Origin of the sequence: Bacillus cereus group sp. BcHK124 (genome assembly GCF_027712065.1) — a bacterium.
Classification (GTDB): domain Bacteria; phylum Bacillota; class Bacilli; order Bacillales; family Bacillaceae_G; genus Bacillus_A; species Bacillus_A pacificus.
Genome location: NZ_JAQFPJ010000001.1, coordinates 802151 through 828007, shown reverse-complemented (window position 1 = coordinate 828007; position 25857 = coordinate 802151). Strand labels below are relative to the sequence as shown.

Genomic DNA, 25857 nt, shown 5'->3' with positions numbered 1-25857 from the left:
TTTTCTTCCCGAAAAAAATGTGAGCAGTTACGCTCACATTTGTTGTTCTTCTTCATAATCACACGAAATACATTGTACTTGTACGCCTTTTTTCAACTTCTTCTCTACTAGCATACCTTCACACTTCGGACATTTACGGCCAATCGGCTTATCCCAAGATACAAAGTCACACTCTGGATACGTACCGCACCCATAGAAAAGACGTTTCTTTTTATTACTACGACGCTCAATAATTTGACCTTTATCACATTTCGGACAAGTAACACCGATTTCTTTCACAATCGGTTTTGTATTACGACAATCTGGGAAATTCGAGCAAGCCATAAATTTCCCGTATTTACCCATTTTAAAGACCATTGGGTGATTACATAATTCACAATCTTCCCCAGCTGGTTCATCTTTAATTTCCACTTCACGCATTTCTTTTTCCGCTTTTTCTAAACGCGGTTCAAATCCTACGTAGAAATCATCAACAATTTTTACCCAATTCGCATTTCCTTCTTCTACTTCATCGAGGCTTTGCTCCATGTTAGCAGTAAATTCAATGTTAATAATTTCTGGGAAAAACTCTAAAATAAGTTCAATTACTATTTCACCTAGTTCAGTTGGAACGAAGCGTTTATTATCCAAACCTACATATCCACGTTTTTGAATCGTTTCAAGTGTCGGTACGTAAGTCGACGGTCTTCCAATTCCAAGCTCTTCAAGTGTTCTTACTAAACGAGCCTCTGTATAGCGCGGCGGAGGTTGTGTAAAGTGTTGCTTCGGTTCTAAATCCTTCGAAAATACGGTTTCCCCTACTTCTAAAGGTGGCAACATCTTATCCTTTTCTTCAGCCCCATCATCTTTCGACTCTACATACACTTTCATAAATCCTGGGAACTTTACAACCGATCCACTTGCACGGAACTGAACATTATTATTAATGAGTCTCGCTGTCACAGTATCCATTATAGCAGACGCCATTTGACTTGCAACAAATCGCTCCCAAATCAATTTATACAATCGAAGTTGATCACGACTTAAGAAACTCTTTAGTTCCTCTGGCTTTCTCATTACCGAAGTAGGACGAATTGCCTCATGCGCATCTTGTGCGTTCGACTTCTTCGTTTCTTTCTTCTTTTCTGTTCCTATGTATTCCGTACCAAACGCCTCAGTAATGTACGTACGTGCCTCTGTTTGAGCTGTTTCTGAGATACGTGTTGAATCAGTTCTCATATACGTAATAAGACCTACAGTTCCTTGTTTTCCAAGATCAATTCCTTCATACAATTGCTGCGCAAGCATCATCGTTTTCTTTGCTCGCATGTTTAACTTACGCGCCGCCTCTTGTTGCAAGGAAGATGTTGTAAATGGTAATGCCGGATTACGTTTTCGCTCTTTTCTCGTTACATTTTCAACTGAGAACGCATTATCTTTCAGCCGTTCAATTATTTCATTCACTTGTGTTTCATTCGTTAATTGAACTTTTTCACCATCTACACCGTAAAAGCTTGCTTCAAATGTGTCTTTCCCTTTCACAAATTCTGTCTTAATTGTCCAGAATTCTTCAGGCTCGAAACTTTGAATTTCTCTTTCACGTTCGATAATTAAACGAACTGCTACAGATTGTACGCGTCCTGCACTTAATCCTTTTTTTACTTTCTTCCATAATAAAGGACTAATATTGTAACCAACAAGACGATCTAGTATACGTCTTGCTTGTTGTGCATCTACTAAATTCATGTTAATCGCGCGAGGATGTTTAAAGGATTCCTTTATTGCATCTTTTGTAATCTCATTAAACACAACTCGGCAATCTGATTCAACGTCCACATTTAACGTATTGGCTAAATGCCAAGCAATAGCTTCCCCTTCGCGGTCTGGATCGGCCGCGAGATAGACTTTCTTTGCTTTTTTTGCTGCTGATTTTAAGTCTTTTAAGACGGGACCTTTACCACGAATGGTAATATACTTCGGGGTGAAGTTGTTCTTTACTTCTATCCCCATTTGGCTTTTAGGTAAATCGCGAACGTGTCCCATAGACGCGACAACTTTGTATTTTTTCCCTAAATATTTCTCAATGGTCTTCGCCTTAGAAGGCGACTCCACGATTACGAGGTAATCTGACATGCTAGTGCCTCCTTAAGAGGTGGATTCAAGTCTTCATTAATCTTATTGATTTCTCTTGTTTTTGTCAATCAAGAATGAATATACCATACAGTGCCTATCTACCATTTGTCAATAATTGTTTAATAAAAACATAAAAATATAAGGTTAATTTAAAATCTCTTCCAGTATATCTTCTGCATTTCTTACTAGTTTCGCTCCTTGTTGAATGAGATGATTTGTTCCTGATGCACTATCTATAAATATAGGTCCAGGAAGTGCAAATACCTCTCTATTTTGCTCTAGAGCAAGGTCTGCGGTAATAAGTGTTCCACTTCTCGATTTCGCTTCTACAACTAAAACACCTTTACTTATGCCACTAATAATCCGATTCCTTTTTGGAAAATACCATTTTTTCGGTGCATAGTGCGGCGGATACTCTGTTAATAACAATATATATTCATTCCACACTTCATATAAATATCGATTCTCTCTTGGATATATATACGATAATCCATGTCCTAGTATCGCAATTGTTGGGCAATGCCGTTTTACTGTAATTTCATGAGACATCGCATCTATCCCTCTTGCAAATCCACTGACAACAAGCCATTCCTTTTCTAATAATGGATGTAAAATAAATTTCAAACTTTCATATCCATATAAATTCGGTTCTCTTGTTCCAACAACCGCTAATTTATTCACTTTATTGAGAAAATCTTTTTCTCCTTTTCCATATAATACAAAGGGAGGATCTTGTATTTCACGTAATAATTTTGGATAATCTTCATCCCATATTGTCATATAAAAGAATCGATTTTTCTCTAAATAAGATATATATTGTGGGAGATTTGAACTTTGAAGAAAATTTACTAATTCTGAAGATTTTTTCGAGGATATTCCAGTGTAACATTCAATTTGTTTTGCATTAAAATTGTATATTTCCTTCAATTCTGGATCGACATGTAATAGCCTCTCTATCGCCTTCCAATGGTCTGCTAACAAGTAATGAAGATGTAATAATCGTTCTCTTTTCATCACAATTCTCCTTACCCATAATTTTTATTATGTTAACAAGAAGTTTGTAAAAAGACACCTTCAAGCAAGAAGGTGTCTTTCAACAGATTAGTAGTTTTTACAAGTCTCAAATAGACCTTTTTCTTTTAAGACAGAGATTAGCGTTTCACCCATAACTGCTGGAGTTTCCGCTACTTTAATACCACAAGCTTCCATCGTTTTAATCTTTTCTGCAGCAGTTCCTTTGCCGCCAGAAATGATTGCACCAGCATGACCCATACGTTTGCCAGCAGGCGCTGTTTGGCCGCCAATGAAGCCTACAACAGGTTTTGTCATATTAGCTTTTACCCATTCAGCTGCCTCTTCTTCCGCTGTACCACCGATTTCACCAATCATAATTACAGCGTGTGTTTCTTCATCTTCATTAAATGCTTTTAACGCGTCAATAAAGTCTGTACCGTTAACAGGGTCTCCGCCGATACCTACAGCCGTAGATTGACCAATACCTTCTTGTGTTAACTGATGTACAGCCTCATACGTTAATGTACCAGAGCGAGATACGATACCTACATGACCTTTTTTATGAATGTATCCTGGCATAATACCAATTTTACATTCATCAGGTGTGATAACACCTGGGCAGTTCGGTCCAAGTAAACGTGTATGTTTACCAGCCATATATCTCTTTACATTTACCATATCTAATACAGGAATTCCTTCAGTAATACATACTACTAAATCAATTTCTGCATCAACTGCTTCCATAATTGCATCAGCCGCAAAAGCGGGTGGAACGTATACAACTGAAGCGTTTGCGCCCGTTGCTTTCACTGCATCTTCTACAGTATCAAATACTGGTACACCTTCAATATCAGTGCCACCTTTACCTGGCGTTACACCACCGACAATTTTCGTACCGTATTCTATCATTTGCTTTGTGTGGAATAACCCTTGAGAACCTGTAATACCTTGAACAATAACTTTTGTATCTTTATTAACTAATACGCTCATTTTTCTCCCCCGCTTTCTATTAGCCCACTAGTGAAACAATTTTTTGTGCACCGTCTGCCATAGATTCTGCTGCAACAATATTTAAGCCAGACTCATTTAAAATTTTCTTACCTAACTCTACGTTTGTACCTTCAAGACGTACAACTAAAGGCAATTCAAGACCTACTTGTTTCGTTGCTTCAATAACACCTTCTGCAATAACATCACACTTCATAATGCCACCAAAAATGTTAACGAAGATACCTTTTACATTTTTGTCAGAAAGGATAATTTTGAATGCTTCTGTAACCTTTTCAGCTGTCGCACCGCCACCAACATCTAAAAAGTTAGCTGGATCTCCATGGTAATGTTTAATGATATCCATAGTAGCCATCGCTAAACCTGCACCATTAACCATACAACCGATATTTCCATCTAAAGGAATGTAGTTTAAGTCATATTTAGAAGCTTCGATTTCTTTTGCATCTTCTTCATCAAGGTCACGAAGTTCTAAAATGTCTTTATGGCGATATAAAGCATTAGAATCAAAGTTTAATTTCGCATCTAATGCCATAACTTTACCATCACCTGTTGTAACAAGTGGGTTAATCTCTGCGATAGAGCAATCTTTTTCGATAAAAGCACGGTATAAGCCCATCATAAACTTCACAGCTTGTCCTACAAGCTCTTTTGGAATATTGATGTTAAATGCAATTCGGCGTGCTTGGAAGCCTTGTAAGCCTACTGCTGGATCAATATATTCTTTAAAGATTTTTTCAGGTGTTTTTTCTGCTACTTCTTCAATTTCTGTTCCGCCTTCTTCAGAAGCCATTAAAACAACTTGAGAAGTTGCACGGTCTAAAACAAGACCTACATAATATTCTTTTTTAATATCGCAACCTTCTTCGATAAGTAAGCGTTTTACTTCCTTACCTTCAGGACCTGTTTGATGTGTCACAAGTGTAGTTCCTAAAATGCTCTCTGCATATGTACGAACTTCATCTAAATTTTTTGCAACTTTTACTCCGCCAGCTTTGCCGCGTCCACCAGCGTGAATTTGTGCTTTCACTACACATACATCCGTTCCTAATTCTTTCGCCGCTTCTACAGCTTCTTCTACTGTAAATGCAACCTTCCCGTTCGGAACGCTAACCCCATAGCTTCTAAGGACTGCCTTACCTTGGTACTCATGGATATTCATGGTCCCATCCTCCCCTGTTTTCCTGTTTTACTCGAAAAGTTTTTTAATGTTTAAAAAACATTACATTGCCATTGTATAAGATGATTGGCACGCTGTCTACAATAAAGTGTCAGAAAACTGAAATCGCTTTATTCTTTTTGGAAAATAGTAATGTTTATATGTCAAAATACAAAATAAGCTGCGTTTTCGCAGCTTATTTTTGAATCATATCTTTAATTGGCGCGAACGATTTTCGATGTTCTTCTAATATGCCATGCGCTTCAATCGCTTCTAAATGTTGTTTTGTGCCATATCCCATATGTTGTTCAAATCCATATGCAGGATACTTTTCTCCAAGCTCTTTCATCATACGATCTCTCGTTACTTTCGCAATAATGGATGCAGCTGAAATAGAAATACTTTTTGCATCACCTTTAATAATAGATGTTTGCGGAATTGGTGTAGGGAGTTTCATCGCATCAATTAATAAATATTGTGGTGTACAAGATAAATTCGCTACAGCATCTAACATCGCTTGTTTCGTCGCTTGATAAATATTTATTTCATCAATAACTTGCGGTGATACAATTCCAACTCCAATTGCAATTGCTTGCGCTTTAATTTCATCATAAAAACGCTCACGTTTCGCTTCACTCAACTTTTTCGAGTCATTTAACCCCGGAATATAAAAATCCTCAGGAAGAACGACAGCTGCCGTCACAACAGGCCCAGCTAACGGTCCACGACCTACTTCATCTATACCTGCGATATATGTGAGACCTTTTTCACGTAACGCATTTTCATACTTAGACATTTCTAGAAATTTTTCTTTTTCCTTTTGCGCTAACTCTTTTTGTTTATACCACTTAGAAATGAGCTTTTGTACCCCTTTACGTTCATCTTTTATTAATATTTGAAAGCGGTCGTCCTCTTCACTCATAATTTCTTGTAGTAAATGTTCCGCCTCTTGAATAGTCACTTTTTGCATTCATGCCACTCCCTTTATATACAAAAAAGAAAAGACGTACAAACGCACGTCTTATACTTCTTCTACTTTTTCTGCATCTTCTGTCTGCTCCGCAAACTCTTCTGGTGTTTCAAACGTCATTTTCCCAAGTTTGCCACCACGAAGCTCACGAAGTATAAGTTCAGATGTTTTATCATAATCAATCATTCCGCCGCCCATTAAACAGCCTCTATTTTTTCCAATCGCATCAAATAACTCCACGATGTCTTCTGGAATGTCATTTAAATTATAGCGCTCTTTTAATCGGTCTGGGTAATGTTTCTCCATAAAACGTAGCGCATAAACAGCTACGTCTTGTAGATTTAAAATAGAATCTTTAATTGCACCAGTCGTAGCTAGACGTAACCCAACTAATTGGTCTTCAAATTTAGGCCATAAAATACCTGGCGTATCTAACAGCTCCATTTCTTTCCCAACCTTAATCCATTGCTGAGCTGTTGTCACACCAGGACGATCCCCTGTTTTAGCAATATTTTTCTTCGCTAACTTATTAATCAACGTAGATTTACCAACATTCGGTATCCCTACAATTAATGCACGAATCGCTCTCGGTCTAATACCTTTTGCAACCATTTTATCGAATTTCTCTTTCACTAACACTTTACAAGCCGCCGCAATTTCCTTCATGCCTTGTCCAGCCTGTGCGTTAATTGAAATTGCCATATGGCCTTTTTCTTTAAAATATGCGATCCATTGCTTTGTTAAACGATCGTCTGCCATATCCGCTTTATTTAAAACAACAAGCCTCGGTTTATGTGTAATAATCTCATCGATCATCGGATTTCGAGAAGATAAAGGTAATCGAGCATCTACAAGCTCAATTACAACATCAATTAACTTTAATTTTTCTGTTACTTGGCGTCTAGCCTTTGCCATATGTCCCGGGAACCATTGAATTACCATGTTGCCACCTTCTTTTTCTTTTATTTCACAATACGAGCATCTTTTAACGGCCAATATAGTATATTTGCCTTTCCAATCACTTGGTCCATTGAAATTGTACCAATCGAACGGCTATCTTTACTAAAACGACGATTATCACCTAAAACAAATAATTGACCTTCTGGAACAGTTTTCTTCCCTGTCATTTCTTCAAGAGTGAAATCATATGTAAGCGGTCCGTCAGCAATTTGTTTTTTCTGCTTGTCTAAATACGGCTCCTCATAAGCCTTTCCGTTAACATATAGTTTATCATTACGATACTCTATTTCATCGCCTGGTAGGCCGATAATACGCTTAATATAATCTTTATCTTCCGTCGCTCGGAATACAATAATATCAAATCGTTTCGGATCTCCTATGTGATAACCAATTTTATTAACTATCATTCGATCGCGATCATGTAATGTAGACGCCATCGATACTCCATCTACGAGAATTGGCGCAAAGAAAAACTGTCTAATAACACCTGCTAATACAACAGCTATCAAAATTGCCTTGATCCATTCCCAAAGTGAACTCTTTTCTTTCTTCATGCTTTTCCCCTCCACGATTATGTAAGCTGATCGTATTATATCAAAATTTTATATAGATTGGAAAAAGGGAGCTTGTGCATTTACAAGCTCCCATACATGTCTTATCGAATTTCTTTAATACGTGCTTTTTTACCGCGAAGGTTACGTAAGTAGTATAACTTAGCACGACGTACTTTACCACGGCGAAGTACTTCGATTTTCGCGATTCTTGGCGTGTGAACTGGGAATGTACGCTCTACACCTACACCGTAAGAAATCTTACGAACTGTGAATGTTTCACTGATTCCGCCACCACGACGTTTAATTACAACACCTTCGAAAAGCTGAATTCTTTCACGAGTTCCCTCAACTACTTTTACGTGTACACGTAAAGTGTCTCCAGGACGGAATGAAGGAAGGTCAGTTTTTAATTGGCCTTTTGTAATTTCTGCGATTAATTGTTGCATATTAAATTCTCTCCTTTAAACAGATGCTCTTATAAAGTCTAAATAAATTACAGCGGAACATCGTTAATACGGCTACTGATTTCAGCAGCACAAGTGTTATAATAGCATATTGCTAAGGCTGTTGCAATAGAAAATATATCAAGCACTTATTTGCCTTCTTTAATCTGTTCTAGCCACTTCTTTTCTTGCTTAGACAATTCTCGTTCTTCTAGTAAATCCGGTCTACGCGTGTACGTACGACGCAACGATTCTTTATGTCGCCATTCATCAATATTTTTATGATTTCCCGACATTAATACATCTGGCACTTTCATACCACGAAAATCAGCTGGACGTGTATAATGAGGATGCTCTAATAAACCTGTACTAAACGAATCCTCGACTTGTGAAGCATGATTTCCTAGTACTCCTGGAAGGAGACGTACGACACTATCAGTTATAACCATAGAGGCTAACTCTCCGCCTGTTAATACATAGTCACCGATAGAAATCTCATCTGTTACGAGATGTTCACGAATTCGTTCGTCATATCCTTCATAATGCCCACATACAAAGATTAAATGTTCTTCCTCTGCAAGCTCTTCCGCTTTCTTCTGAGTAAACCTTTCACCTTGCGGACACATTAAGACAACTCGCGGCTTCCGCTCCGTTTCTTTCGTTAAATCTTCTACAGCATCAAAAATAGGCTGAGGAGTTAACACCATCCCAGCGCCGCCACCATACGGATAATCATCCACACTATTATGCTTACTCGTTGTATAATCACGGAAATTGACAACACGGAGCTCTACCGCTTCTTTTTCTTGTGCTTTCTTTAAAATTGAAGATCCAAACACACCTGTAAACATATCTGGAAACAAAGTTAAAATGTCAATTTTCATTATAGTAGCCCTTCCATTACATGAATGGTTACTAATTTATTCTCAATGTTAACTTGAAGTACAACATCATCAATATAAGGAATTAACAGATCTTGACCTTTTGGACGTTTAATTACCCAAACATCGTTTGCACCAGGAGATAAAACTTCTTTTATTGTCCCTAACGCTTCTCCTTCTTCCGTTACAACGTTGCAACCAATAATTTCATGATAGTAGTATTCGCCTTCAGCTAGTTCGCCTAATTGATCTTCAGGTACTTTTAAAAGAGAACCTTTAAACTGTTCTACTTCATTTACATTCCCATATCCTTCAAATGTCAATAAATCAAATGTTTTATGTTGACGATGAGAAGTAATCTTTACTGGGAAAGGCTCTCCACCTTTTTCATTCGATATGTATAACGTATTCCCTACCTTATATCGCTCTTCTGGAAAATCAGTACGAGAAACCACACGAATTTCTCCTTTTACGCCATGAGTATTTACAATTTTCCCTACGTTAAACCATTTTGTCATAAACAGTATGTCACCCCTGGTTTCTATATAAATTAAGCATCCCCATTTCACATATGGAACATGCAATTTCTCTTTAAATGTTAAAAAAGGGAGAGGAAATAACTCCTCGCCCTTTTTACGTTTATTGAATTTCCAGTGTTACTTTTTCACTATTGTGATGTCCCACTGAATACAAGAGCATTCGAATTGCTTTCGCAACTTTCCCTTGTTTTCCAATGACTTTTCCAACATCCTCAGGATGTACAGTTAATCGATACTTTATCTCTCCGTTGTAAAGTTCCTGTGTAACTTTTACATCTTCAGGATAATCGACAAGAGGCTTGACAATCGTCTCGACTAACTTCTTCATAGTCATTGCCTCAATTACTTACCTTGTTTAGATAAGTGGAATTTCTCCATGATACCTTGGTTAGAGAATAAGTTACGAACTGTATCAGATGGTTTAGCACCATTTCCTAACCATTTTAATGCTGCTTCTTCGTTGATCTTAACTTCAGCTGGTTGAGCAACCGGATTGTAAGTACCGATTTCCTCAATGAAACGTCCGTCACGAGGAGAACGAGAATCTGCAACAACTACACGATAGAAAGGAGTTTTTTTAGCTCCCATACGTTTTAAACGAATTTTAACTGCCATTTATAAAGCACCTCCGAATTTATTTCACACAGATAATTATATTAGCAAAAAGACTATTGCTTTGTAAAGTATTTTTTCTTAACAGAGCCATCTTTTTTCCTTACATGAATGGAAACTTCAATCCACCTAGTCCTTTTTTCTTACCTTTTTGCATTCCAGTCATCGTTTTCATCATCTTTTTCATATCATCAAATTGCTTGATTAAACGATTGATTTCTTGTACCGTTGTACCGCTACCTTTGGCAATGCGTTTTTTGCGACTAGCATTGATTATTTCCGGTTGTTCTCGCTCTAATTTAGTCATAGAACGAATAATTGCCTCAATATGCCCAATTTGTTTTTCATCAACTTGTGCATTTTTCAGCCCTTTAATTTTATTTGCACCAGGAAGCATTCCTAACAATTCATCAAGCGGGCCAAGTTGACGCACTTGTCCAAGTTGTTCTAGGAAATCGTCAAGTGTAAACGAAAGCGTACGCATTTTTTGCTCAAGTTCTTTTGCTTTCTCTTCATCAACTGTAGCTTGCGCTTTTTCAATTAATGTTAAGACGTCTCCCATCCCTAAAATACGGGATGCCATACGTTCTGGATGGAACGCTTCAAGTGCATCTAGTTTTTCACCCATACCTGCAAATTTAATTGGCGTATTTGTAACAGCTTTAATAGACAATGCCGCACCACCGCGCGTATCACCATCCAGCTTCGTTAATACAACCCCTGTTAAACCTAACTGTTCATGGAAACTTTGTGCAACATTAACCGCGTCTTGTCCTGTCATCGCATCGACAACAAGGAAAATTTCATCCGGTTTCGCAACTTCTTTCACTTTCGCTAATTCATCCATTAGTTCTTCATCAATATGCAGGCGACCTGCTGTATCAATTAAAACATAATCATGATGATCTTCTTTCGCTTTTGCAATCGCTTGTTTCGCAATTTCAACAGGACTTACTTGATCTCCTAAAGAGAATACAGGCATGTCCAATTGCTTCCCTAATGTTTCAAGCTGTTTAATCGCTGCAGGACGGTAAATATCCGCCGCAACAAGCATTGGTTTACGATTATGCTTTTTACGAAGCAAATTCGCAAGCTTACCTGTCGTCGTTGTTTTACCTGCACCTTGCAGACCAACCATCATAATAACAGTCGGTGGCTTATTAGCAACAGCAATTTTGCTTTGCTCTCCGCCCATAAGTTCTGTAAGTTCTTCCTGTACAACTTTAATTACTTGTTGTCCAGGTGTCAAACTTTTCATTACATCTTGTCCGACAGCACGTTCAGATACACGCTTTACAAAATCTTTTACTACTTTAAAGTTAACGTCCGCTTCTAAAAGAGCTAGACGAACTTCTCTCATCATTTCTTTCACATCGGCTTCAGAAACTTTTCCTTTGCCGCGGATTTTTTGCATCGTCTGTTGAAGTCGGTCGGCTAATCCTTCAAATGCCATATTGCCGCCCTCCTAATCTAATTTTTCGATAGCTTCAACAACTTGTTTCATTTCTTCATTCACATGCTCTTCTTCGCTGATTAGCTGTTTTAGCTTTGCAACAAGTCGCTGTCGCTCTTGAAACTTTTGAAGTAATACTAATTTTTCTTCATATTCTTCAAGCATCGCTTCAGTCCGTTTAATGTTATCATACACGGCTTGGCGACTTACATCAAATTCTTCCGCAATTTCACCAAGAGATAAATCATCTAGATAATAAAGCGACATATAACTTCTTTGTTTTTGCGTTAACAACGATTGATAAAAATCAAATAAATAGTTCATTCTCGTTGTTTTTTCGAGCATGTTGGATCATCCTTTGTTAAGTGATTTCCCTTTACATGAATTAGTTTACATGGAGTACAAAAGAGTGTCAAGTTTTTTTCTTAACATCTCATATTTTTATAGAAAAAGAAGCGGAAAATACCGCTTCTTTCACTTATACTTCTTCTGTTTCTACTAAGTTCGCAAATAAACCATATACATATTGTTCTGGATCGAACTGTTGCAGATCATCCATTTGCTCTCCTAATCCAACGAATTTCACCGGTACATCCATTTCGTTACGAATTGCTAATACAATACCACCTTTAGCAGTTCCATCTAACTTCGTTAAAACAATACCAGTCACATTCGTTGCTTCACGGAATGTTTTCGCTTGACTTAAACCATTTTGTCCTGTTGTTGCATCAATAACAAGCAATACTTCATGAGGAGCTCCTGGTACTTCACGCTCAATTACACGCTTTACCTTCTCTAACTCTTTCATTAAGTTTACTTTATTTTGTAAACGCCCTGCTGTATCACATAGTAATACATCTACTTTACGTGCTTTTGCAGCTTGTACAGCGTCATACATAACCGCTGCTGGATCAGACCCTGATCCTTGTTTAATCACTTCTACCCCAACGCGATCGCCCCATACTTCCAATTGTTCAATCGCTCCAGCACGAAATGTATCTCCTGCTGCTAATAAGACAGACTTACCTTCTGATTTAAACTTATGAGCCATCTTACCAATTGTTGTCGTTTTACCTACACCATTCACACCAACAAATAAAACAACTGTTAAACCATCCTTTTGCACATTAATTTCATTAGTAAAATCGCTGTCACCTTTATAAATTTCTATTAATTTTTCCGAAATAACAGCTTGTACTTCTTTTGGATCTTGAATATTACGGCGTTGCACTTCTTCTTTCAGCTGGTCGATTAATTCCATCACTGTCGAAACGCCAACATCTGCACCGATTAAAATTTCTTCTAATTCTTCGAAGAAATCTTCATCTACTTTACGGTAACGAAAGACTAAATCATTTACTTTATCTGCAAACGAATTTCTCGTTTTTTCTAATCCTTGTTTAAACTTCTCTGTTACCGTATCTGTTTGTTTTGAAATTTTTTCTTTTAGTTTTTTAAAAAAGCTCATACTGTCCCATCCTTTCTATTTGCTTGCAACTAGTTCTTCTCCATCATCTAAACGAACCGAAACAAGTTTAGATACCCCTGACTCTTGCATTGTTACACCGTACAATACGTCAGACTCTTCCATTGTACCTTTTCTATGTGTAATTACAATAAACTGTGTCTCATCACTAAATTTCTTTAAATACTGAGCAAAACGGGCAACGTTTGCCTCATCAAGAGCAGCCTCTACCTCATCTAATACACAGAATGGGACTGGGCGCACTTTTAAAATACCAAATAGCAGCGCAATTGCCGTTAAAGCACGCTCTCCACCTGAAAGTAAACCTAAGTTTTGCAGTTTTTTCCCTGGCGGTTGCGCTACGATATCAATACCCGTATTTAATAAGTCCTCTGGATTCGTCATAACTAAATCCGCTCTACCGCCTCCAAATAATTCAGAGAACACCGATTGAAACTCCATTCGAATTCCTTCAAACGTAGTAGAAAAGCGTTTTTTCATTTCTTCATCCATTTCAGTAATAAGTTGGTGCAATGTCGTTTTTGCTTCTTCTAGATCATCTTTTTGCTCTAGTAAGAATGTATGACGCTCTGCCACACGCTCATACTCATCAATTGCTCCTAAGTTTACTGTACCTAGCTCTTCGATGGAGAGTTTAATTAGTTTCACCTTTTTACGTGCATCCTCAGCAGGCATCACCATTGTATACTTCAGTTTTGCCGCTTCAAATGAAATCGTATATGTTTCACGTAAATGTTGTAATCTATTTTCTAACTCTACATCAAGTCGGTTTATTTTTACCTCTTGATCTTTCAACATCTCAAGAATGTATTTATGTTTACCTGTTGTTTCTTTCAGGTTACGCTCTAACTGTTCTACTCTCTCTTGTAACGATACACGTTGTTCACGACGAGAGCGAATTAACTCTGAAGTTTGATTACGATCATATGCTTTCTTCTCAATCATATTCGTAATTTGTTCTTCACCACTTGAATTCGATGTCATTTCTTGTTTTAAGAATGCTAAATCCTCTTTCGTTTTGACAAGCGTTGCATCGGTTTCTTCTTTTTCCTTCGTCAATCGTTCTACTTTTTCTTTTTGATTAGATAAGCGTTGTTGCTTTTCAGCTGCTAACACTTTTAACTCAGTCATTTCTTTTTGAACTTTTTCTTTCGAAGAATGTTGCTCACTTTTTTGTTTTGTTAAAGCTGTGATTTTGCTATCTAATTCCGTAATCTCTGCCTGAAGAGTCGCCAAAATCTTTTCTAACTCTTCTTTACGGCCTTGCATTTTCACTTGGTCTTGCAAGAACCCTTCAATCTCTAAATCGTAAATAGATAAACGATCATTAATACGATGTTCTTCTAATTCTAAGCGACTAATTTCTTCTCTTAATTTCTGTTCATCTACACGCTCTGCTTCTACACTTTGCCTTAGTTCGCGTATTTGCACTTCTTTTTCTTGAATCTCTTGTTTTACTGCTTTAACAAAGTTTTCTAACTTCGTTGTTTTCTCTTCCATATCAGTTAACTTACTCGTCCACTCTTCTAGTTCACGTTGACGTCCTAATAAAGATGATTTCGCCTGTTTTACCGCTCCACCCGTCATAGAACCGCCAGGGTTTACTACATCACCTTCGATTGTTACAATGCGATAACGGTATTGCAATTGTTTCGCCAACTCATTCGCTCCGCGTAAATCTTTTGCAACAATAACAGTACCTAATAAATTTGAAACTACATTTTCATATTTATTGTTATATTGCACGAGTTCTGCTGCCACACCTACAAACGATGGGTGCTGATTTACAATACGTAATTGCTCAAATGATAACGATCTACCTTTAATAACAGCTTGCGGTAAAAACGTTGCTCGTCCATGTTTATTTTGTTTTAAAAACGCAATTGCATTACGAGCATGTTCTTCTTTTTGTACAACTATATGCTGCATCGCTGCACCTAGAGCAATTTCCATTGCAATTTCATATTCTTTCGGTACCGTTAGCAGTTCTGCAACAGCACCCTCAATACCTTGCAACCTATTTTCTCTAGCTTTTAATACTTCACGTACCCCTTGATAGAAACCAGAGTAGTCCTCTTGCATCTCTTCTAGCATTTCTTTTCGAGAACGTGCCTGTTGTACAAATTGATATGCTTGATACAGTTTTGTTTCGTTTTCACTATACTGCGCCTTGCATTTCCCAAGTGCCGCTTCTGTCTTTTGTATATTCGAAAGGATTCCAGCTACTTTTTCTTTTACTTGTTCATAACTTTCCACAAGTTTTGTCTTTTTCGCTGTAATTTCCATACGCATTTCTACATATTTCGCATTTTCTTCATCAAGGCGTTCATTTTTCGAGTTTTGTTGTTTAGATTGTTCTTCAATCATAGATAACTCATTACGATGACTAGCTTGTTGATTTAAAAGTTCAATATAGTCACCTTTTAAATTCTCAATTTGCTCTTCTAAATTGTCAGCAAACGTTGCAAGTAATTGCTCATTATCATGCAATTTCGTCTCCAACTCTTTTACATGATTTACAAATTGCATCAATACTTCTGTACTCGATTCAATTTCACCATCATAACTTGTAGCTTTCTCTGTTAATTCAACAATTAACTGTTCGAGTTGTGCACAATGCGTCGTTGCATTTTGCTTTCTCTCTTTTAATAGCTCACGCTGTCCTTCTAACTTTTCTAGCTCTTTACTAGAAAGTAAAAGTACTTCTTGCAGGGAATCTACAGACTCATCTACTGCTTGTAATTGGCCTCGTAATTCTTCTAGCTCTTCTTCACCTTTTTGTAAATGCGTTGACATTTTCGCTTCTTCGTTTTTATTATGCCCAAACTGATTTCGAAGCGCTTCCCATTTCTCATGTAATTCTTCAATTTCATGTACAATAAGCGCCGCTTCTACTTTCTCTAATTCTTCTTTTTTCTCGAGATAATCCTTTGCAATAGAAGCTTGTCTTTCTAAAGGTTCTACTTGACTACTTAATTCGTGAATTATATCTTGTACACGATTTAAGTTTTCTTGTGTGTCTGCTAATTTACCTTCAGCTTTCTTTTTACGAAGTTTGTATTTCAACACTCCCGCCGCTTCTTCAAATACCCCACGACGTTCTTCTGATTTACTACTTAAAATTTCTTCAACTTTCCCCTGGCTAATAATTGAAAAAGCTTCTCTTCCCATACCAGAGTCCATAAATAAATCGATAATATCTTTCAACCTGCATGATTGTTTATTAATATAAAAATCACTATCACCAGAACGAGATACACGACGCGTTACACACACCTCATTATATTCAATCGGTAAACGTTGATCTTCATTATTTAAAGTTAATGTTACTTCAGCAACATTAACCGCTCTTCTCGTATCACTACCTGCAAAAATAATATCTTCCATCTTTGCACCACGTAATGATTTTGCCGATTGTTCACCAAGTACCCAACGAATGGCATCAGTAATATTACTTTTCCCGCTTCCATTAGGTCCTACTACAGACGTTACACCTGGGACAAAATCGACAGATACACGCTCAGCAAAAGACTTAAATCCCGCTATTTCTAATCTTTTTAAAAACACGAAAGGCCTTCCTCCTATTCTCCGTTGCTATAAATGTTGTTTATACAAAAACAAACGATTATACGGATTTCATTTCCTTACATTTATAAACGAAAGGAAAGTTTCATTCTATGCACAAGGAATCCCCCTCATTCAAAGGGGGATTCCTTATAGTTGTTCTTTTAACTTTTTCAACGCTTCTGCAGCAGCTTGTTGCTCTGCTTCTTTTTTCGACTTGCCACTACCAAGACCTAAGGCCACGTTATTTAACGTAACACGTGACACAAATTCTCGATTGTGAGCCGGTCCTTTTTCTTGCAAAATTTGATACTCAATATTGCCACTACCATCACGCTGAATCAACTCTTGTAATTGACTCTTATAATCCATCACATGAGAAAAAGCACCTTCATTAATTTTAGGGTATACAATTTCTTTTAAGAAGCCCCATACTGTTTCTAGCCCTTGATCAAGATAAAGGGCACCAATAAACGCTTCAAAGACATCCGCTAATAAAGCTGGTCGTTCACGTCCGCCTGTCATTTCCTCACCTTTTCCTAATAAAACTAGGCTACCAAATGACAACTCGTTTGCAAAACGAACAAGAGATGGTTCACATACAATAGCTGCACGTAGTTTTGTTAACTCTCCTTCGCTCATTGTCGGATATTTTTGAAACAGATACTGCGATACAGTAAGTTCCAATACTGCATCTCCAAGGAATTCGAGACGCTCATTGTCTTCATGCGGTTTTTTTCGATGCTCATTCACATACGATGAATGCGTAAATGCTTGAATCAATAATTTTTCATCTGTAAACGTAATACCTATTTTTTCTTGAAATACTTTAAACGCTTCACGATATTTTGTTTCGTATTTTTTTTCTCTATATTTACGGTACGGCATAGGTCCCTCCAGATATAAGCCGAGAAGCCCCGCTAAAAAACGGGACTTCATTCAAGCATTATAGATGACTCTCTATGTAAGTCACAGCATCGCCAACAGTAGCAATCTTTTCAGCATCTTCATCAGAAATTTCCATTTCGAATTCGTCTTCTAATTGCATTACAAGTTCTACTACATCTAGGGAGTCTGCTCCTAAATCTTCCTTGAAGCTTGCAGCTGGTACTACTTCTGTTTCTTCTACTCCTAAACGATCAACGATAATTTTTGTTACACGCTCTAAAACATCTGCCATTCCATTCACCTCCCCTCAAATATTATATTAAATATTGTCCAAAAAAACTAGCTGAAATCGATTCTTTTATTACATTACCATACCGCCATCAACATTTAACGTTTGACCTGTAATATATTTGCTTTGATCAGAAGCAAAAAACGTTACAGCATTTGCGATATCTTGCGCTTCACCAAACTGAGCTGCAGGAATTAATTTTAACATTTCAGCTTTTATATTTTCATCTAATACGTCTGTCATATCTGTCGCAATAAATCCAGGAGCAATTGCATTTACAGTAATATTGCGGCTTGCTAACTCTTTTGCTGATGTTTTTGTTAATCCGATTACACCTGCTTTAGCAGCAACATAGTTTGCTTGTCCTGGGTTTCCCGTTACTCCGACAACAGAAGCGATATTTACAATACGTCCATGACGTTGACGCATCATATATCGAGATACTGCCTTTGTACATAAGAATACACCTTTTAGGTTTGTATTAATAACTGTATCCCATTCTTCTTCTTTCATACGCATTAATAAATTATCTTTTGTTACACCTGCATTATTTACAAGAATATCAACTTGTCCAAATACATCTACAGTTTGTTTCACCATATTTGTAACGTCTTCAGCATTTGCAACATCTGCTCTTACTGCAATTGCATCCGAACCTAATTTCTTTATTTCATCAACTACTTCATTTGCCTTTTGCTCGTTACCAGCATAATTTACTACAACATTTGCCCCTTGTTTTGCTAAATCAATCGCAATTGCACGACCAATTCCACGTGAAGCACCCGTTACTAATGCTACTTTCCCTTTTAACATCAGTTTTCTCCTCTCAAATTTGAAATGGTATCTTGTAATGTCTCTTCATCGTATATCGCGTATGCTTTCACTGATGAATCAATTGACTTCATAAGTCCAGCAAGTACTTTCCCAGGTCCAATCTCAATAAATGTATCTACCCCTTGACTCACCATATATTCAATGGATGGATACCATAAGACAGGCGAATAGAGCTGCTCGATTAGCTTTTCTTGAATATGCGCACCACTTGTAATAACGTCTGCTGTTACATTTGCGATTACCGGAATATTCGTATCTTGAATTGTAATTTCATTTAAGACACTTTGGAATTTCTCCGCCGCTGGCTTCATAAGCGCAGAGTGGAACGGTCCACTTACTTTAAGCGGAATTGCTCTCTTTGCACCATGTTCTTTCGCTCTTTGAGAAGCAATCTCGACTCCTTGCTTTGTTCCAGAAATCACAATTTGCTTCGTACTATTCATATTAGCAATTTGTACTGCATACCCTTCACTTGTTACTTCTTCTGTAACTTGTTTCAGCATATGTGGATCAGCACCTAAAATAGCCGCCATTGCACCTTCTCCGCCAGGAACAGCTTCTTCCATATATTCCCCACGTTTCCTTACAGCATATACTGCATCCTCAAAAGTTAATGCACCCGCTGCTACAAGAGCGCTATACTCACCTAAACTATGCCCTGCGACAAAGTCTGGTGTAATATCATACTCTTTTAAAGCTGTCAAAATAGCAAAACTTGTTGTTAATAAAGCAGGTTGCGCATTTGTTGTTAACGTAAGCTTTTCCTGCGGCCCTTCAAAAATCACTTCTGAAAGTGAGTCTTGCAACACCTCATCTGCTTTTGCAAATACATTTGCAACCTCTTTATTATTCTCTGCTAACTGTTTACCCATTCCAACTGCCTGTGAACCTTGGCCCGGAAAAAGAAATGCTAGTTTTCCCATTTCAAATCCTCCTCTTATTGGAGTGGCTCTTTCTCCATTACGCTTGAAATAGTAGGAATAACTTCTTTCGCTACCATTTCTCTCGTTTGACGAATCGCACTAAATATCGATTGGTCATTGGAAGAACCGTGAGCCTTAATGACAGGAGCCTTCAATCCAAATAATGCCGCTCCTCCATACTCCGAATAATCCATTTTATCTTTTAATACCATAAGTTTTGGCTTTAATACCGCTGCTGCTAATTTGCTCGTAAACGAACTCATTAACTGTTCTTTTAACATAGAGAATAATGCAAGTGCTGTTCCTTCTAATGATTTCAGTGCTACATTCCCTGTAAAACCATCACATACAACAACATCTGCTACACCTTGCAATAAATCTCTTGATTCAACGTTCCCAACGAAATTAATTGGGGCATCTTTAAGCATTGCAAAGACTTGTTTTGAAAGCTCGTTACCTTTACCATCTTCTGTTCCAACGTTTAAAAGTCCAACGCGAGGATTTTTAATTCCTCTTACTTTCTCAGCGTATACAGATCCCATTACTGCATATTGATATAAATGAATTGGTTTTGCATCAACGTTCGCTCCAACATCTAACATAACAAAACCTTCTCCATCAACAGTTGGCATTGTAGGGGATAAAGCTGGTCGCTCAATTCCTTCCATACGACCTACAACAAACAATCCAGCCGCCATTAAAGCTCCTGTACTACCAGCTGATATACAAGCATCCGCTACACCCTCTTTCACTTGCTGCGCCGCAAGTACCATTGAAGCTTGTTTTTTTCGACGAACCGCTCTTACTGGTTCATCTGTCGATTCAATTTTTTCGTCTGTATGAAGTATAGTAATTCGTTCTTCACTCGTTAAGTATTGACGAATTTCCTCTTCTTTCCCCACTAACGTAATATGTAAATCAGAATATTCCTTAATAGCTTTCATTGCTCCTAGTACGACAGCCTTTGGAGCATGATCGCCGCCCATTGCATCTATTGCGATTTTCATAAGTTGTTACCTTCCTCACTATAATTACTAGATCGATACATTTCAAAAGTGCCTGTAAAAACAAGTTCTTCTCCAACAAAGCTACGCACTTTGACAACCGTCCGCCCTTTATCATTCTCTACATCTTCCACGCGCGCTTTTGCAACAACACGCTCTCCTAATTTTACAGGACGAATGTATCGAATGGTAGACTTTGCAGTTAAAGCTAATTCTTCATCAATAACCGCAACAGCTAGTGAGTTTGCTTGTGCAAACAAATGATGCCCACGGGCAATTTGATTTCTTTTAAATACGTGTTCTACCTTCACTTCAAAAATAGAAATCGCATGTCTATCTAATTCTATATCAATAATTTCTCCGACAACCTCTTCTAACGGTAAAGATTTCACATCTTCTTCATGTTGCTTTGTAGCTACATGTTTAATTCTTTCTCTTAATTCAGGAATAGATAATTCCATACGATCAAGACGTACAGTTTGTATACTCACTTGAAATTTTTCTGCTAAATCTTCATCCGTAATAAAAGGATTCGTTTCTATCGTTTGTTGTAATAATTCTTGTCTTTCTTTTTTACTTCTTCTTTTTTTCATACCGCACCATCCATTTTTATGACTAGGTACTAATAGTAGTATATAATCATTAAAAGTAGAATGCAACAAAAACTTTTGTTGCCTCCCTTTAATCGAGCTTCTCTCCCTGGAACACACCTGTCCCGTCAAGATACGTACGCAACGACGCATATTGATCATTATGCCAAAACGCTTCTGAATCTACTAGTAACGCCGCATCTTGTCTAGCTGTTTCTAGCGCCCGATAATCATGTACCATATCAGCAACCTTGAATTCTGGTAAACCACTTTGCTTACTCCCAAAGAAATCTCCAGGACCTCGTAATTCTAAATCTTTTTCTGACAATACAAATCCATCATTCGTTTCGGTCATAATACGCATTCGTTCTTTTCCCGTTTCCGATTTTGGATCCGCGATTAATAAACAATACGATTGTTCACTACCACGCCCAACACGTCCTCTTAGCTGATGAAGCTGTGATAAACCGAAACGCTCTGCATCATAAATAACCATTACAGTCGCATTCGGTACGTTCACACCCACCTCAACAACTGTTGTCGACACAAGAATTTGCACTTTATTTTCACTAAATTGCCCCATTATCTCTTCTTTTTCTTGAGATGATAATCTTCCATGCATTAATCCGACTTGACATTTCCCCTGATAATGATGAGTCAGCATACTATGTAAGTCGATTGCATTTTGTACATCAAGTTTCTCAGATTCTTCAATTAGAGGACAAATAACATATGCTTGTCTTCCTTTTTTTATCTCTTTCTCTACAAAACCGAGAACACGATCTAACATGTCATGTTTTGCCCAGTATGTTTCAATTACCTTTCTACCAGCTGGCATCTCATCGATTATAGAAACATCCATCTCTCCAAATGCAGTAATTGCTAACGTACGTGGAATTGGTGTTGCTGTCATAAATAATACATCTGGACTTTCACCTTTCTCACGTAAAACTCGTCGCTGCGCTACACCAAATCGATGTTGTTCATCAGTAATCACGAGACCTAACCTATGAAAAATAACTTCATCTTGAATTAAAGCATGCGTTCCAACAAGGATATCTATTTCTCCTTGTTCTAATTTTGCCAAAATCTCTCGGCGTCTCACACCTTTAACTGAACTTGTTAACAATTCAACCTTCATACCAAAGTGCGAGAACGTCTCTGCGAGCGATTGATAATGTTGTTCTGCTAAAATTTCTGTTGGAACCATTAAAGCACCTTGATAATGCGCTAATTTCGCTGCATAAAGACCAATTGCAGCGACCACCGTTTTACCAGAACCTACATCACCTTGCAGCAGACGATTCATTCGATAAGGAGATGTCATATCTTTCATAATTTCATCTACAACTCGGCGTTGCGCACCAGTTAATGGAAACGGAAGTGCATCGATAAACTCTTGCAATTCTTCTGAAGGAATTTCTTTTTTCGTCCCTTTCGAATTTTCCCTCTCCATTTTTCGTAACGTTTGCATTTTCAACTGAAATAAGAAAAACTCTTCATATACAAACCGGCGACGCGCTTGCTTCAAGTCTTCCTGCCCCGATGGAAAATGCAAAGCCCGAAGTGCTTCATAACGTGGCAGTAATTTATACCGACTTAGCAATCCATCTGGTAACACTTCAACTATAGAGTCTCCATACTCCTTTAACGCTTGTGCAATAAAACGGCGCATCTGTTTTACTGTAAGTTTCCCTTTCACTGAGTACACAGGCTCCACTTCTTGTTGACGTACAACCGGTCCAAAATGAAGTTCTGATACCGCAATCGTTTGACGATGCTGGTCCCATTTTCCAGTAATCGTTACCGTTTCATCTAAATTTAACTTCTGCTTATAGTACGGCCTATTAAAACATACAGCTGTAATTAAATAACGACCTACGAGGACACGAACCGTAAGACGCGACTTCTTCTTCCCGTAATATTGCAGTAAAGGAGCACTATGAACTTTTCCCTCAACTGTTACACGTTCATCATGCTTTACTTCTGCAAGATCTTTCATCGCATAGTCTTCATAACGGTACGGAAAATGTTCTAATAGATGAGAAACTGTATAAATTCCCATCTCGTGTAGTAATTCAGATGTTTCTCCTCCGATTCCCTTTACATCCGTAACAGGAACTTGTACAACTTCATTCAAGATTCTCACGCTCCGTCACATTATTTTTTGATTCATTATCCATTAACATGATTGACATCTGTAATCGCTCTCTTTCACCTTATATATTCTATCATAGGCATTCTAAGAGAAACTACTCAAATCCCTCATAAACAACACGAAAGAAAAGAGCCTCACTATTAGCAGCAAGGCTCTTTTTTATCTTCAATATGCTAGCCTTTTGAATAAAAACTAGTAATAAACTTCATATTACTACTTATTATCCATTAGCAAGTAAGTAATCCATTTATTTTCAAAACGAATTTTTTCTTATTCTACAGAGAAGATGAAAGAATACACCGGTTGGTTTCCAGCATGTACTTCTACTTCTGCATCTTCAAAATTCTCTTCTACAAACTCAACTAATTCAGCTACTTCTTCATCAGTTGCATCTTCACCTTGTAGAATCGTTACGATTTCAGAATCTTCATCAATTAGTGCTTCTAGTAATTGCTTCGCAGCTCCTACTTTTTCAGCATTTGTTGATACGATTTTTCCATCTGCGATACACATGAAATCATCTTTTTGAATTGCCACACCATCAATTTCCGTATCACGTACAGCATACGTAATTTGACCTGTTTTCACATGAGATAAAGCTTCTTTCATGTTTTCTTCATTTTCCTTTAGCGTTCCAACTGGATTAAATGCTAACATTGCAGCCATACCTTGAGGAACTGTTTTTGAACGAACTACAATCACTTCTTGATCCACAACTGACGCTGCTTGTTCTGCTGCCATTACGATATTCCCGTTGTTCGGTAAAATAATGATTTTTTCAGCGTTTGCTTCTTCAATCGCCTTCACGATATCCTCAGTACTTGGATTCATCGTTTGGCCACCTTCGATAACTTTCGTCGCGCCAATGCTTTCAAATAAAGTTTTAATACCAGATCCCATAGCTACAGTTACGATACCATATGGTTGTTTCTCTTTAGGCTGGCTAGTTGGCTCAGGCATCATAGCAGGCTCATCTAATAAAGCAGTATGCTGTTCACGCATATTCTCTACTTTAATCTTGATTAAACTACCGTAACGTTGTCCGTAGTTCATAGCGTCTCCAGGATGTTCTGCATGAATATGAACTTTTACAATTTCATCATCAGATACAACTAGTAGTGAATCACCATACACACTAATATCTTCACGGAATTTTTGTTCAGAGAAATTATGTTCTTTCACTTTATCAGCTTCTAATTTCACCATGAACTCCGTACAATATCCATACTTAATATCTTCTGTACTCAATTGGCTTTGTACACTACGGTGATGTTCTGCGCGCACCATTTCATTCATAGATGGTTGGGCAGGTGCATCAGAAGAAATCGTTTCTCCTTTTAAGTCAGCTAAAAACCCTTCGTAAACTACTACAAGACCTTTACCACCGCTATCTACAACGCCAACTTGTTTTAATACAGGTAATAAATCTGGCGTACGATTTAACGATGCATTTGCTTCTTTCACAACGTCTTCCATAAACAAAACAAAGTCGCGCTGTTTTTTCGCAACTGTTACTGCATATTTACCCGTTTCTCTTGCAACCGTTAAAATCGTTCCTTCAATCGGTTTCATAACCGCTTTGTAAGCCGCCTCTACTCCAGCTTCTAAAGCTGCAGCAAAATCAACTGTTGTTAATTCTTCTTTTTGTTCAATGGATTTCGAGAAACCACGGAACAACTGAGATAAAATAACTCCAGAGTTACCACGAGCTCCCATTAATAATCCTTTGGCTAAACTTACGCCGACTTTACCAGCATGTTGTGAAGGATTTGCTTTCACTTCACGTGCGCCTGAAGTCATAGATAAGTTCATGTTTGTACCGGTATCGCCATCTGGAACTGGAAATACGTTTAATGCATCAACAAGCTGAACATTATTTGTTAAATTATTCGCTCCTTGAATGATCATTTGTGATAAACGTTTTCCATCAATTTTTTGAATTGACACAGATTTTCCTCCTTAATGCACATTACAAGTTTATTACTTTAACTCCTTGTACGTAGATGTTTACAGAATCTACTGCTAGTCCTACAGTTTGATCTAATGTATATTTCACTTTCGTCTGCACGTTATGTGCTACTTCTGAAATTTTCGTACCATAGCTCACAATAATATACATATCAATATGTACTTCATCTTCATCTTTACGAACAATAACACCTCTAGTGAAATTTTCTTTTCGTAAAATGTCTGTTAATCCATCTTTTAACTGATTTTTTGATGCCATACCTACGATACCGTAGCAATCTACCGCGGCACCTCCAGCAATTGTTGCAATTACATCTGTACTAATATCAATTTGACCGTACTTCGTTTTAATTTCAATTGACATCTCGTTTTCCCCCTTCATAAATGGTGAAAGTGAGTTAGACTACTTTAGTTACTATCATATAATCTTTTTAAAGAAAATTCCATC

25 protein-coding genes are annotated in these 25857 nt (G+C 37.6%); all 25 read right to left on the bottom strand.

The window, feature by feature from the left end; all coding sequences use genetic code 11:
• Positions 1–33: 33 nt before the first annotated feature.
• On the bottom strand, positions 34–2112 hold the full coding sequence (gene topA / locus PDK19_RS04520; RefSeq protein WP_001286972.1) for a type I DNA topoisomerase: 2079 nt from the start codon (positions 2110–2112) through the stop codon (positions 34–36).
• A gap of 144 nt (positions 2113–2256) precedes the next feature.
• On the bottom strand, positions 2257–3126 hold the full coding sequence (gene dprA, locus PDK19_RS04515; RefSeq protein WP_242296029.1) for a DNA-processing protein DprA: 870 nt from the start codon (positions 3124–3126) through the stop codon (positions 2257–2259).
• Positions 3127–3213: 87 nt separating this feature from the next.
• The gene (sucD, locus tag PDK19_RS04510) at positions 3214–4116 is read right to left on the bottom strand and encodes a succinate--CoA ligase subunit alpha (RefSeq protein WP_000115178.1); all 903 of its coding nucleotides are present in this window, start codon (positions 4114–4116) and stop codon (positions 3214–3216) included.
• A gap of 19 nt (positions 4117–4135) precedes the next feature.
• Positions 4136–5296, bottom strand: a complete 1161-nt coding sequence (sucC, locus tag PDK19_RS04505) for an ADP-forming succinate--CoA ligase subunit beta (RefSeq protein ID WP_001020785.1) — start codon at positions 5294–5296, stop codon at positions 4136–4138.
• 193 nt (positions 5297–5489) lie between these two features.
• Entirely contained in the window at positions 5490–6263 is a 774-nt protein-coding gene (gene rnhB, locus PDK19_RS04500) for a ribonuclease HII (protein WP_001174724.1), read from the bottom strand.
• Between the two features lie 51 nt (positions 6264–6314).
• Positions 6315–7205 carry a ribosome biogenesis GTPase YlqF gene (gene ylqF / locus PDK19_RS04495; protein WP_000236697.1) on the bottom strand — a complete coding sequence of 297 codons (891 nt, stop codon included), beginning with the start codon at positions 7203–7205 and terminating at the stop codon, positions 6315–6317.
• Positions 7206–7225: 20 nt separating this feature from the next.
• Positions 7226–7777 (bottom strand): signal peptidase I, encoded by a 552-nt coding sequence (gene lepB / locus PDK19_RS04490; protein ID WP_000711857.1) that lies wholly within the window; start codon positions 7775–7777, stop codon positions 7226–7228.
• A gap of 101 nt (positions 7778–7878) precedes the next feature.
• Complete coding sequence (gene rplS, locus PDK19_RS04485) at positions 7879–8223, bottom strand: 50S ribosomal protein L19 (RefSeq protein ID WP_001186516.1); 345 nt, start codon at positions 8221–8223, stop codon at positions 7879–7881.
• Positions 8224–8369: 146 nt separating this feature from the next.
• On the bottom strand, positions 8370–9104 hold the full coding sequence (trmD, locus tag PDK19_RS04480; RefSeq protein WP_000686892.1) for a tRNA (guanosine(37)-N1)-methyltransferase TrmD: 735 nt from the start codon (positions 9102–9104) through the stop codon (positions 8370–8372).
• Positions 9104–9619 carry a ribosome maturation factor RimM gene (rimM, locus tag PDK19_RS04475; protein WP_000170268.1) on the bottom strand — a complete coding sequence of 172 codons (516 nt, stop codon included), beginning with the start codon at positions 9617–9619 and terminating at the stop codon, positions 9104–9106. Before rimM ends, trmD begins: the two co-directional genes overlap by 1 nt.
• 121 nt (positions 9620–9740) lie before the next feature.
• Positions 9741–9968: a KH domain-containing protein gene (locus tag PDK19_RS04470; RefSeq protein ID WP_000737403.1), complete on the bottom strand. Its 228-nt coding sequence runs from the start codon at positions 9966–9968 to the stop codon at positions 9741–9743.
• A 14-nt stretch (positions 9969–9982) separates the two neighbouring features.
• The gene (gene rpsP, locus PDK19_RS04465) at positions 9983–10255 is read right to left on the bottom strand and encodes a 30S ribosomal protein S16 (protein ID WP_000268750.1); all 273 of its coding nucleotides are present in this window, start codon (positions 10253–10255) and stop codon (positions 9983–9985) included.
• Positions 10256–10355: 100 nt separating this feature from the next.
• The gene (ffh, locus tag PDK19_RS04460) at positions 10356–11705 is read right to left on the bottom strand and encodes a signal recognition particle protein (protein WP_000863461.1); all 1350 of its coding nucleotides are present in this window, start codon (positions 11703–11705) and stop codon (positions 10356–10358) included.
• Positions 11706–11717: 12 nt separating this feature from the next.
• Positions 11718–12050, bottom strand: a complete 333-nt coding sequence (locus tag PDK19_RS04455; protein ID WP_000891062.1) for a putative DNA-binding protein — start codon at positions 12048–12050, stop codon at positions 11718–11720.
• Between the two features lie 133 nt (positions 12051–12183).
• Positions 12184–13173, bottom strand: a complete 990-nt coding sequence (gene ftsY, locus PDK19_RS04450; protein WP_000007647.1) for a signal recognition particle-docking protein FtsY — start codon at positions 13171–13173, stop codon at positions 12184–12186.
• A gap of 15 nt (positions 13174–13188) precedes the next feature.
• Complete coding sequence (gene smc / locus PDK19_RS04445) at positions 13189–16758, bottom strand: chromosome segregation protein SMC (protein WP_000479000.1); 3570 nt, start codon at positions 16756–16758, stop codon at positions 13189–13191.
• 147 nt (positions 16759–16905) lie between these two features.
• Complete coding sequence (gene rncS, locus PDK19_RS04440; RefSeq protein WP_001146876.1) at positions 16906–17643, bottom strand: ribonuclease III; 738 nt, start codon at positions 17641–17643, stop codon at positions 16906–16908.
• Between the two features lie 58 nt (positions 17644–17701).
• On the bottom strand, positions 17702–17935 hold the full coding sequence (gene acpP / locus PDK19_RS04435) for an acyl carrier protein (RefSeq protein ID WP_000786062.1): 234 nt from the start codon (positions 17933–17935) through the stop codon (positions 17702–17704).
• Between the two features lie 69 nt (positions 17936–18004).
• A complete protein-coding gene (fabG, locus tag PDK19_RS04430; RefSeq protein WP_000911784.1) occupies positions 18005–18745 on the bottom strand; it encodes a 3-oxoacyl-[acyl-carrier-protein] reductase in 741 nt (246 codons plus the stop codon).
• On the bottom strand, positions 18745–19689 hold the full coding sequence (gene fabD, locus PDK19_RS04425; protein WP_000516951.1) for an ACP S-malonyltransferase: 945 nt from the start codon (positions 19687–19689) through the stop codon (positions 18745–18747). Before fabD ends, fabG begins: the two co-directional genes overlap by 1 nt.
• A 14-nt stretch (positions 19690–19703) precedes the next feature.
• A complete protein-coding gene (gene plsX / locus PDK19_RS04420; RefSeq protein WP_270706646.1) occupies positions 19704–20696 on the bottom strand; it encodes a phosphate acyltransferase PlsX in 993 nt (330 codons plus the stop codon).
• Positions 20693–21286 (bottom strand): transcription factor FapR, encoded by a 594-nt coding sequence (fapR, locus tag PDK19_RS04415; protein WP_000747352.1) that lies wholly within the window; start codon positions 21284–21286, stop codon positions 20693–20695. The genes plsX and fapR overlap by 4 nt, the downstream gene beginning before the upstream one ends.
• Before the next feature lie 88 nt (positions 21287–21374).
• Entirely contained in the window at positions 21375–23423 is a 2049-nt protein-coding gene (gene recG / locus PDK19_RS04410) for an ATP-dependent DNA helicase RecG (protein ID WP_001006880.1), read from the bottom strand.
• A gap of 288 nt (positions 23424–23711) precedes the next feature.
• The gene (locus tag PDK19_RS04405; protein ID WP_000027112.1) at positions 23712–25388 is read right to left on the bottom strand and encodes a DAK2 domain-containing protein; all 1677 of its coding nucleotides are present in this window, start codon (positions 25386–25388) and stop codon (positions 23712–23714) included.
• A gap of 22 nt (positions 25389–25410) precedes the next feature.
• The gene (locus PDK19_RS04400) at positions 25411–25773 is read right to left on the bottom strand and encodes an Asp23/Gls24 family envelope stress response protein (RefSeq protein WP_000021109.1); all 363 of its coding nucleotides are present in this window, start codon (positions 25771–25773) and stop codon (positions 25411–25413) included.
• Between the last annotated feature and the right edge of the window lie 84 nt (positions 25774–25857).

Bases quoted from the DNA above. Each gene is read 5' to 3' on its own strand.
- topA (WP_001286972.1), bottom strand. From the start codon at position 2,112: ATGTCAGATTACCTCGTAATCGTGGAGTCGCCTTCTAAGGCGAAGACC.
- dprA (WP_242296029.1), bottom strand. From the start codon at position 3,126: ATGAAAAGAGAACGATTATTACATCTTCATTACTTGTTAGCAGACCAT.
- sucD (WP_000115178.1), bottom strand. From the start codon at position 4,116: ATGAGCGTATTAGTTAATAAAGATACAAAAGTTATTGTTCAAGGTATT.
- sucC (WP_001020785.1), bottom strand. From the start codon at position 5,296: ATGAATATCCATGAGTACCAAGGTAAGGCAGTCCTTAGAAGCTATGGG.
- rnhB (WP_001174724.1), bottom strand. From the start codon at position 6,263: ATGCAAAAAGTGACTATTCAAGAGGCGGAACATTTACTACAAGAAATT.
- ylqF (WP_000236697.1), bottom strand. From the start codon at position 7,205: ATGGTAATTCAATGGTTCCCGGGACATATGGCAAAGGCTAGACGCCAA.
- lepB (WP_000711857.1), bottom strand. From the start codon at position 7,777: ATGAAGAAAGAAAAGAGTTCACTTTGGGAATGGATCAAGGCAATTTTG.
- rplS (WP_001186516.1), bottom strand. From the start codon at position 8,223: ATGCAACAATTAATCGCAGAAATTACAAAAGGCCAATTAAAAACTGAC.
- trmD (WP_000686892.1), bottom strand. From the start codon at position 9,104: ATGAAAATTGACATTTTAACTTTGTTTCCAGATATGTTTACAGGTGTG.
- rimM (WP_000170268.1), bottom strand. From the start codon at position 9,619: ATGACAAAATGGTTTAACGTAGGGAAAATTGTAAATACTCATGGCGTA.
- PDK19_RS04470 (WP_000737403.1), bottom strand. From the start codon at position 9,968: ATGAAGAAGTTAGTCGAGACGATTGTCAAGCCTCTTGTCGATTATCCT.
- rpsP (WP_000268750.1), bottom strand. From the start codon at position 10,255: ATGGCAGTTAAAATTCGTTTAAAACGTATGGGAGCTAAAAAAACTCCT.
- ffh (WP_000863461.1), bottom strand. From the start codon at position 11,705: ATGGCATTTGAAGGATTAGCCGACCGACTTCAACAGACGATGCAAAAA.
- PDK19_RS04455 (WP_000891062.1), bottom strand. From the start codon at position 12,050: ATGCTCGAAAAAACAACGAGAATGAACTATTTATTTGATTTTTATCAA.
- ftsY (WP_000007647.1), bottom strand. From the start codon at position 13,173: ATGAGCTTTTTTAAAAAACTAAAAGAAAAAATTTCAAAACAAACAGAT.
- rncS (WP_001146876.1), bottom strand. From the start codon at position 17,643: ATGCCGTACCGTAAATATAGAGAAAAAAAATACGAAACAAAATATCGT.
- acpP (WP_000786062.1), bottom strand. From the start codon at position 17,935: ATGGCAGATGTTTTAGAGCGTGTAACAAAAATTATCGTTGATCGTTTA.
- fabG (WP_000911784.1), bottom strand. From the start codon at position 18,745: ATGTTAAAAGGGAAAGTAGCATTAGTAACGGGTGCTTCACGTGGAATT.
- fabD (WP_000516951.1), bottom strand. From the start codon at position 19,689: ATGGGAAAACTAGCATTTCTTTTTCCGGGCCAAGGTTCACAGGCAGTT.
- plsX (WP_270706646.1), bottom strand. From the start codon at position 20,696: ATGAAAATCGCAATAGATGCAATGGGCGGCGATCATGCTCCAAAGGCT.
- fapR (WP_000747352.1), bottom strand. From the start codon at position 21,286: ATGAAAAAAAGAAGAAGTAAAAAAGAAAGACAAGAATTATTACAACAA.
- PDK19_RS04400 (WP_000021109.1), bottom strand. From the start codon at position 25,773: ATGTCAATTGAAATTAAAACGAAGTACGGTCAAATTGATATTAGTACA.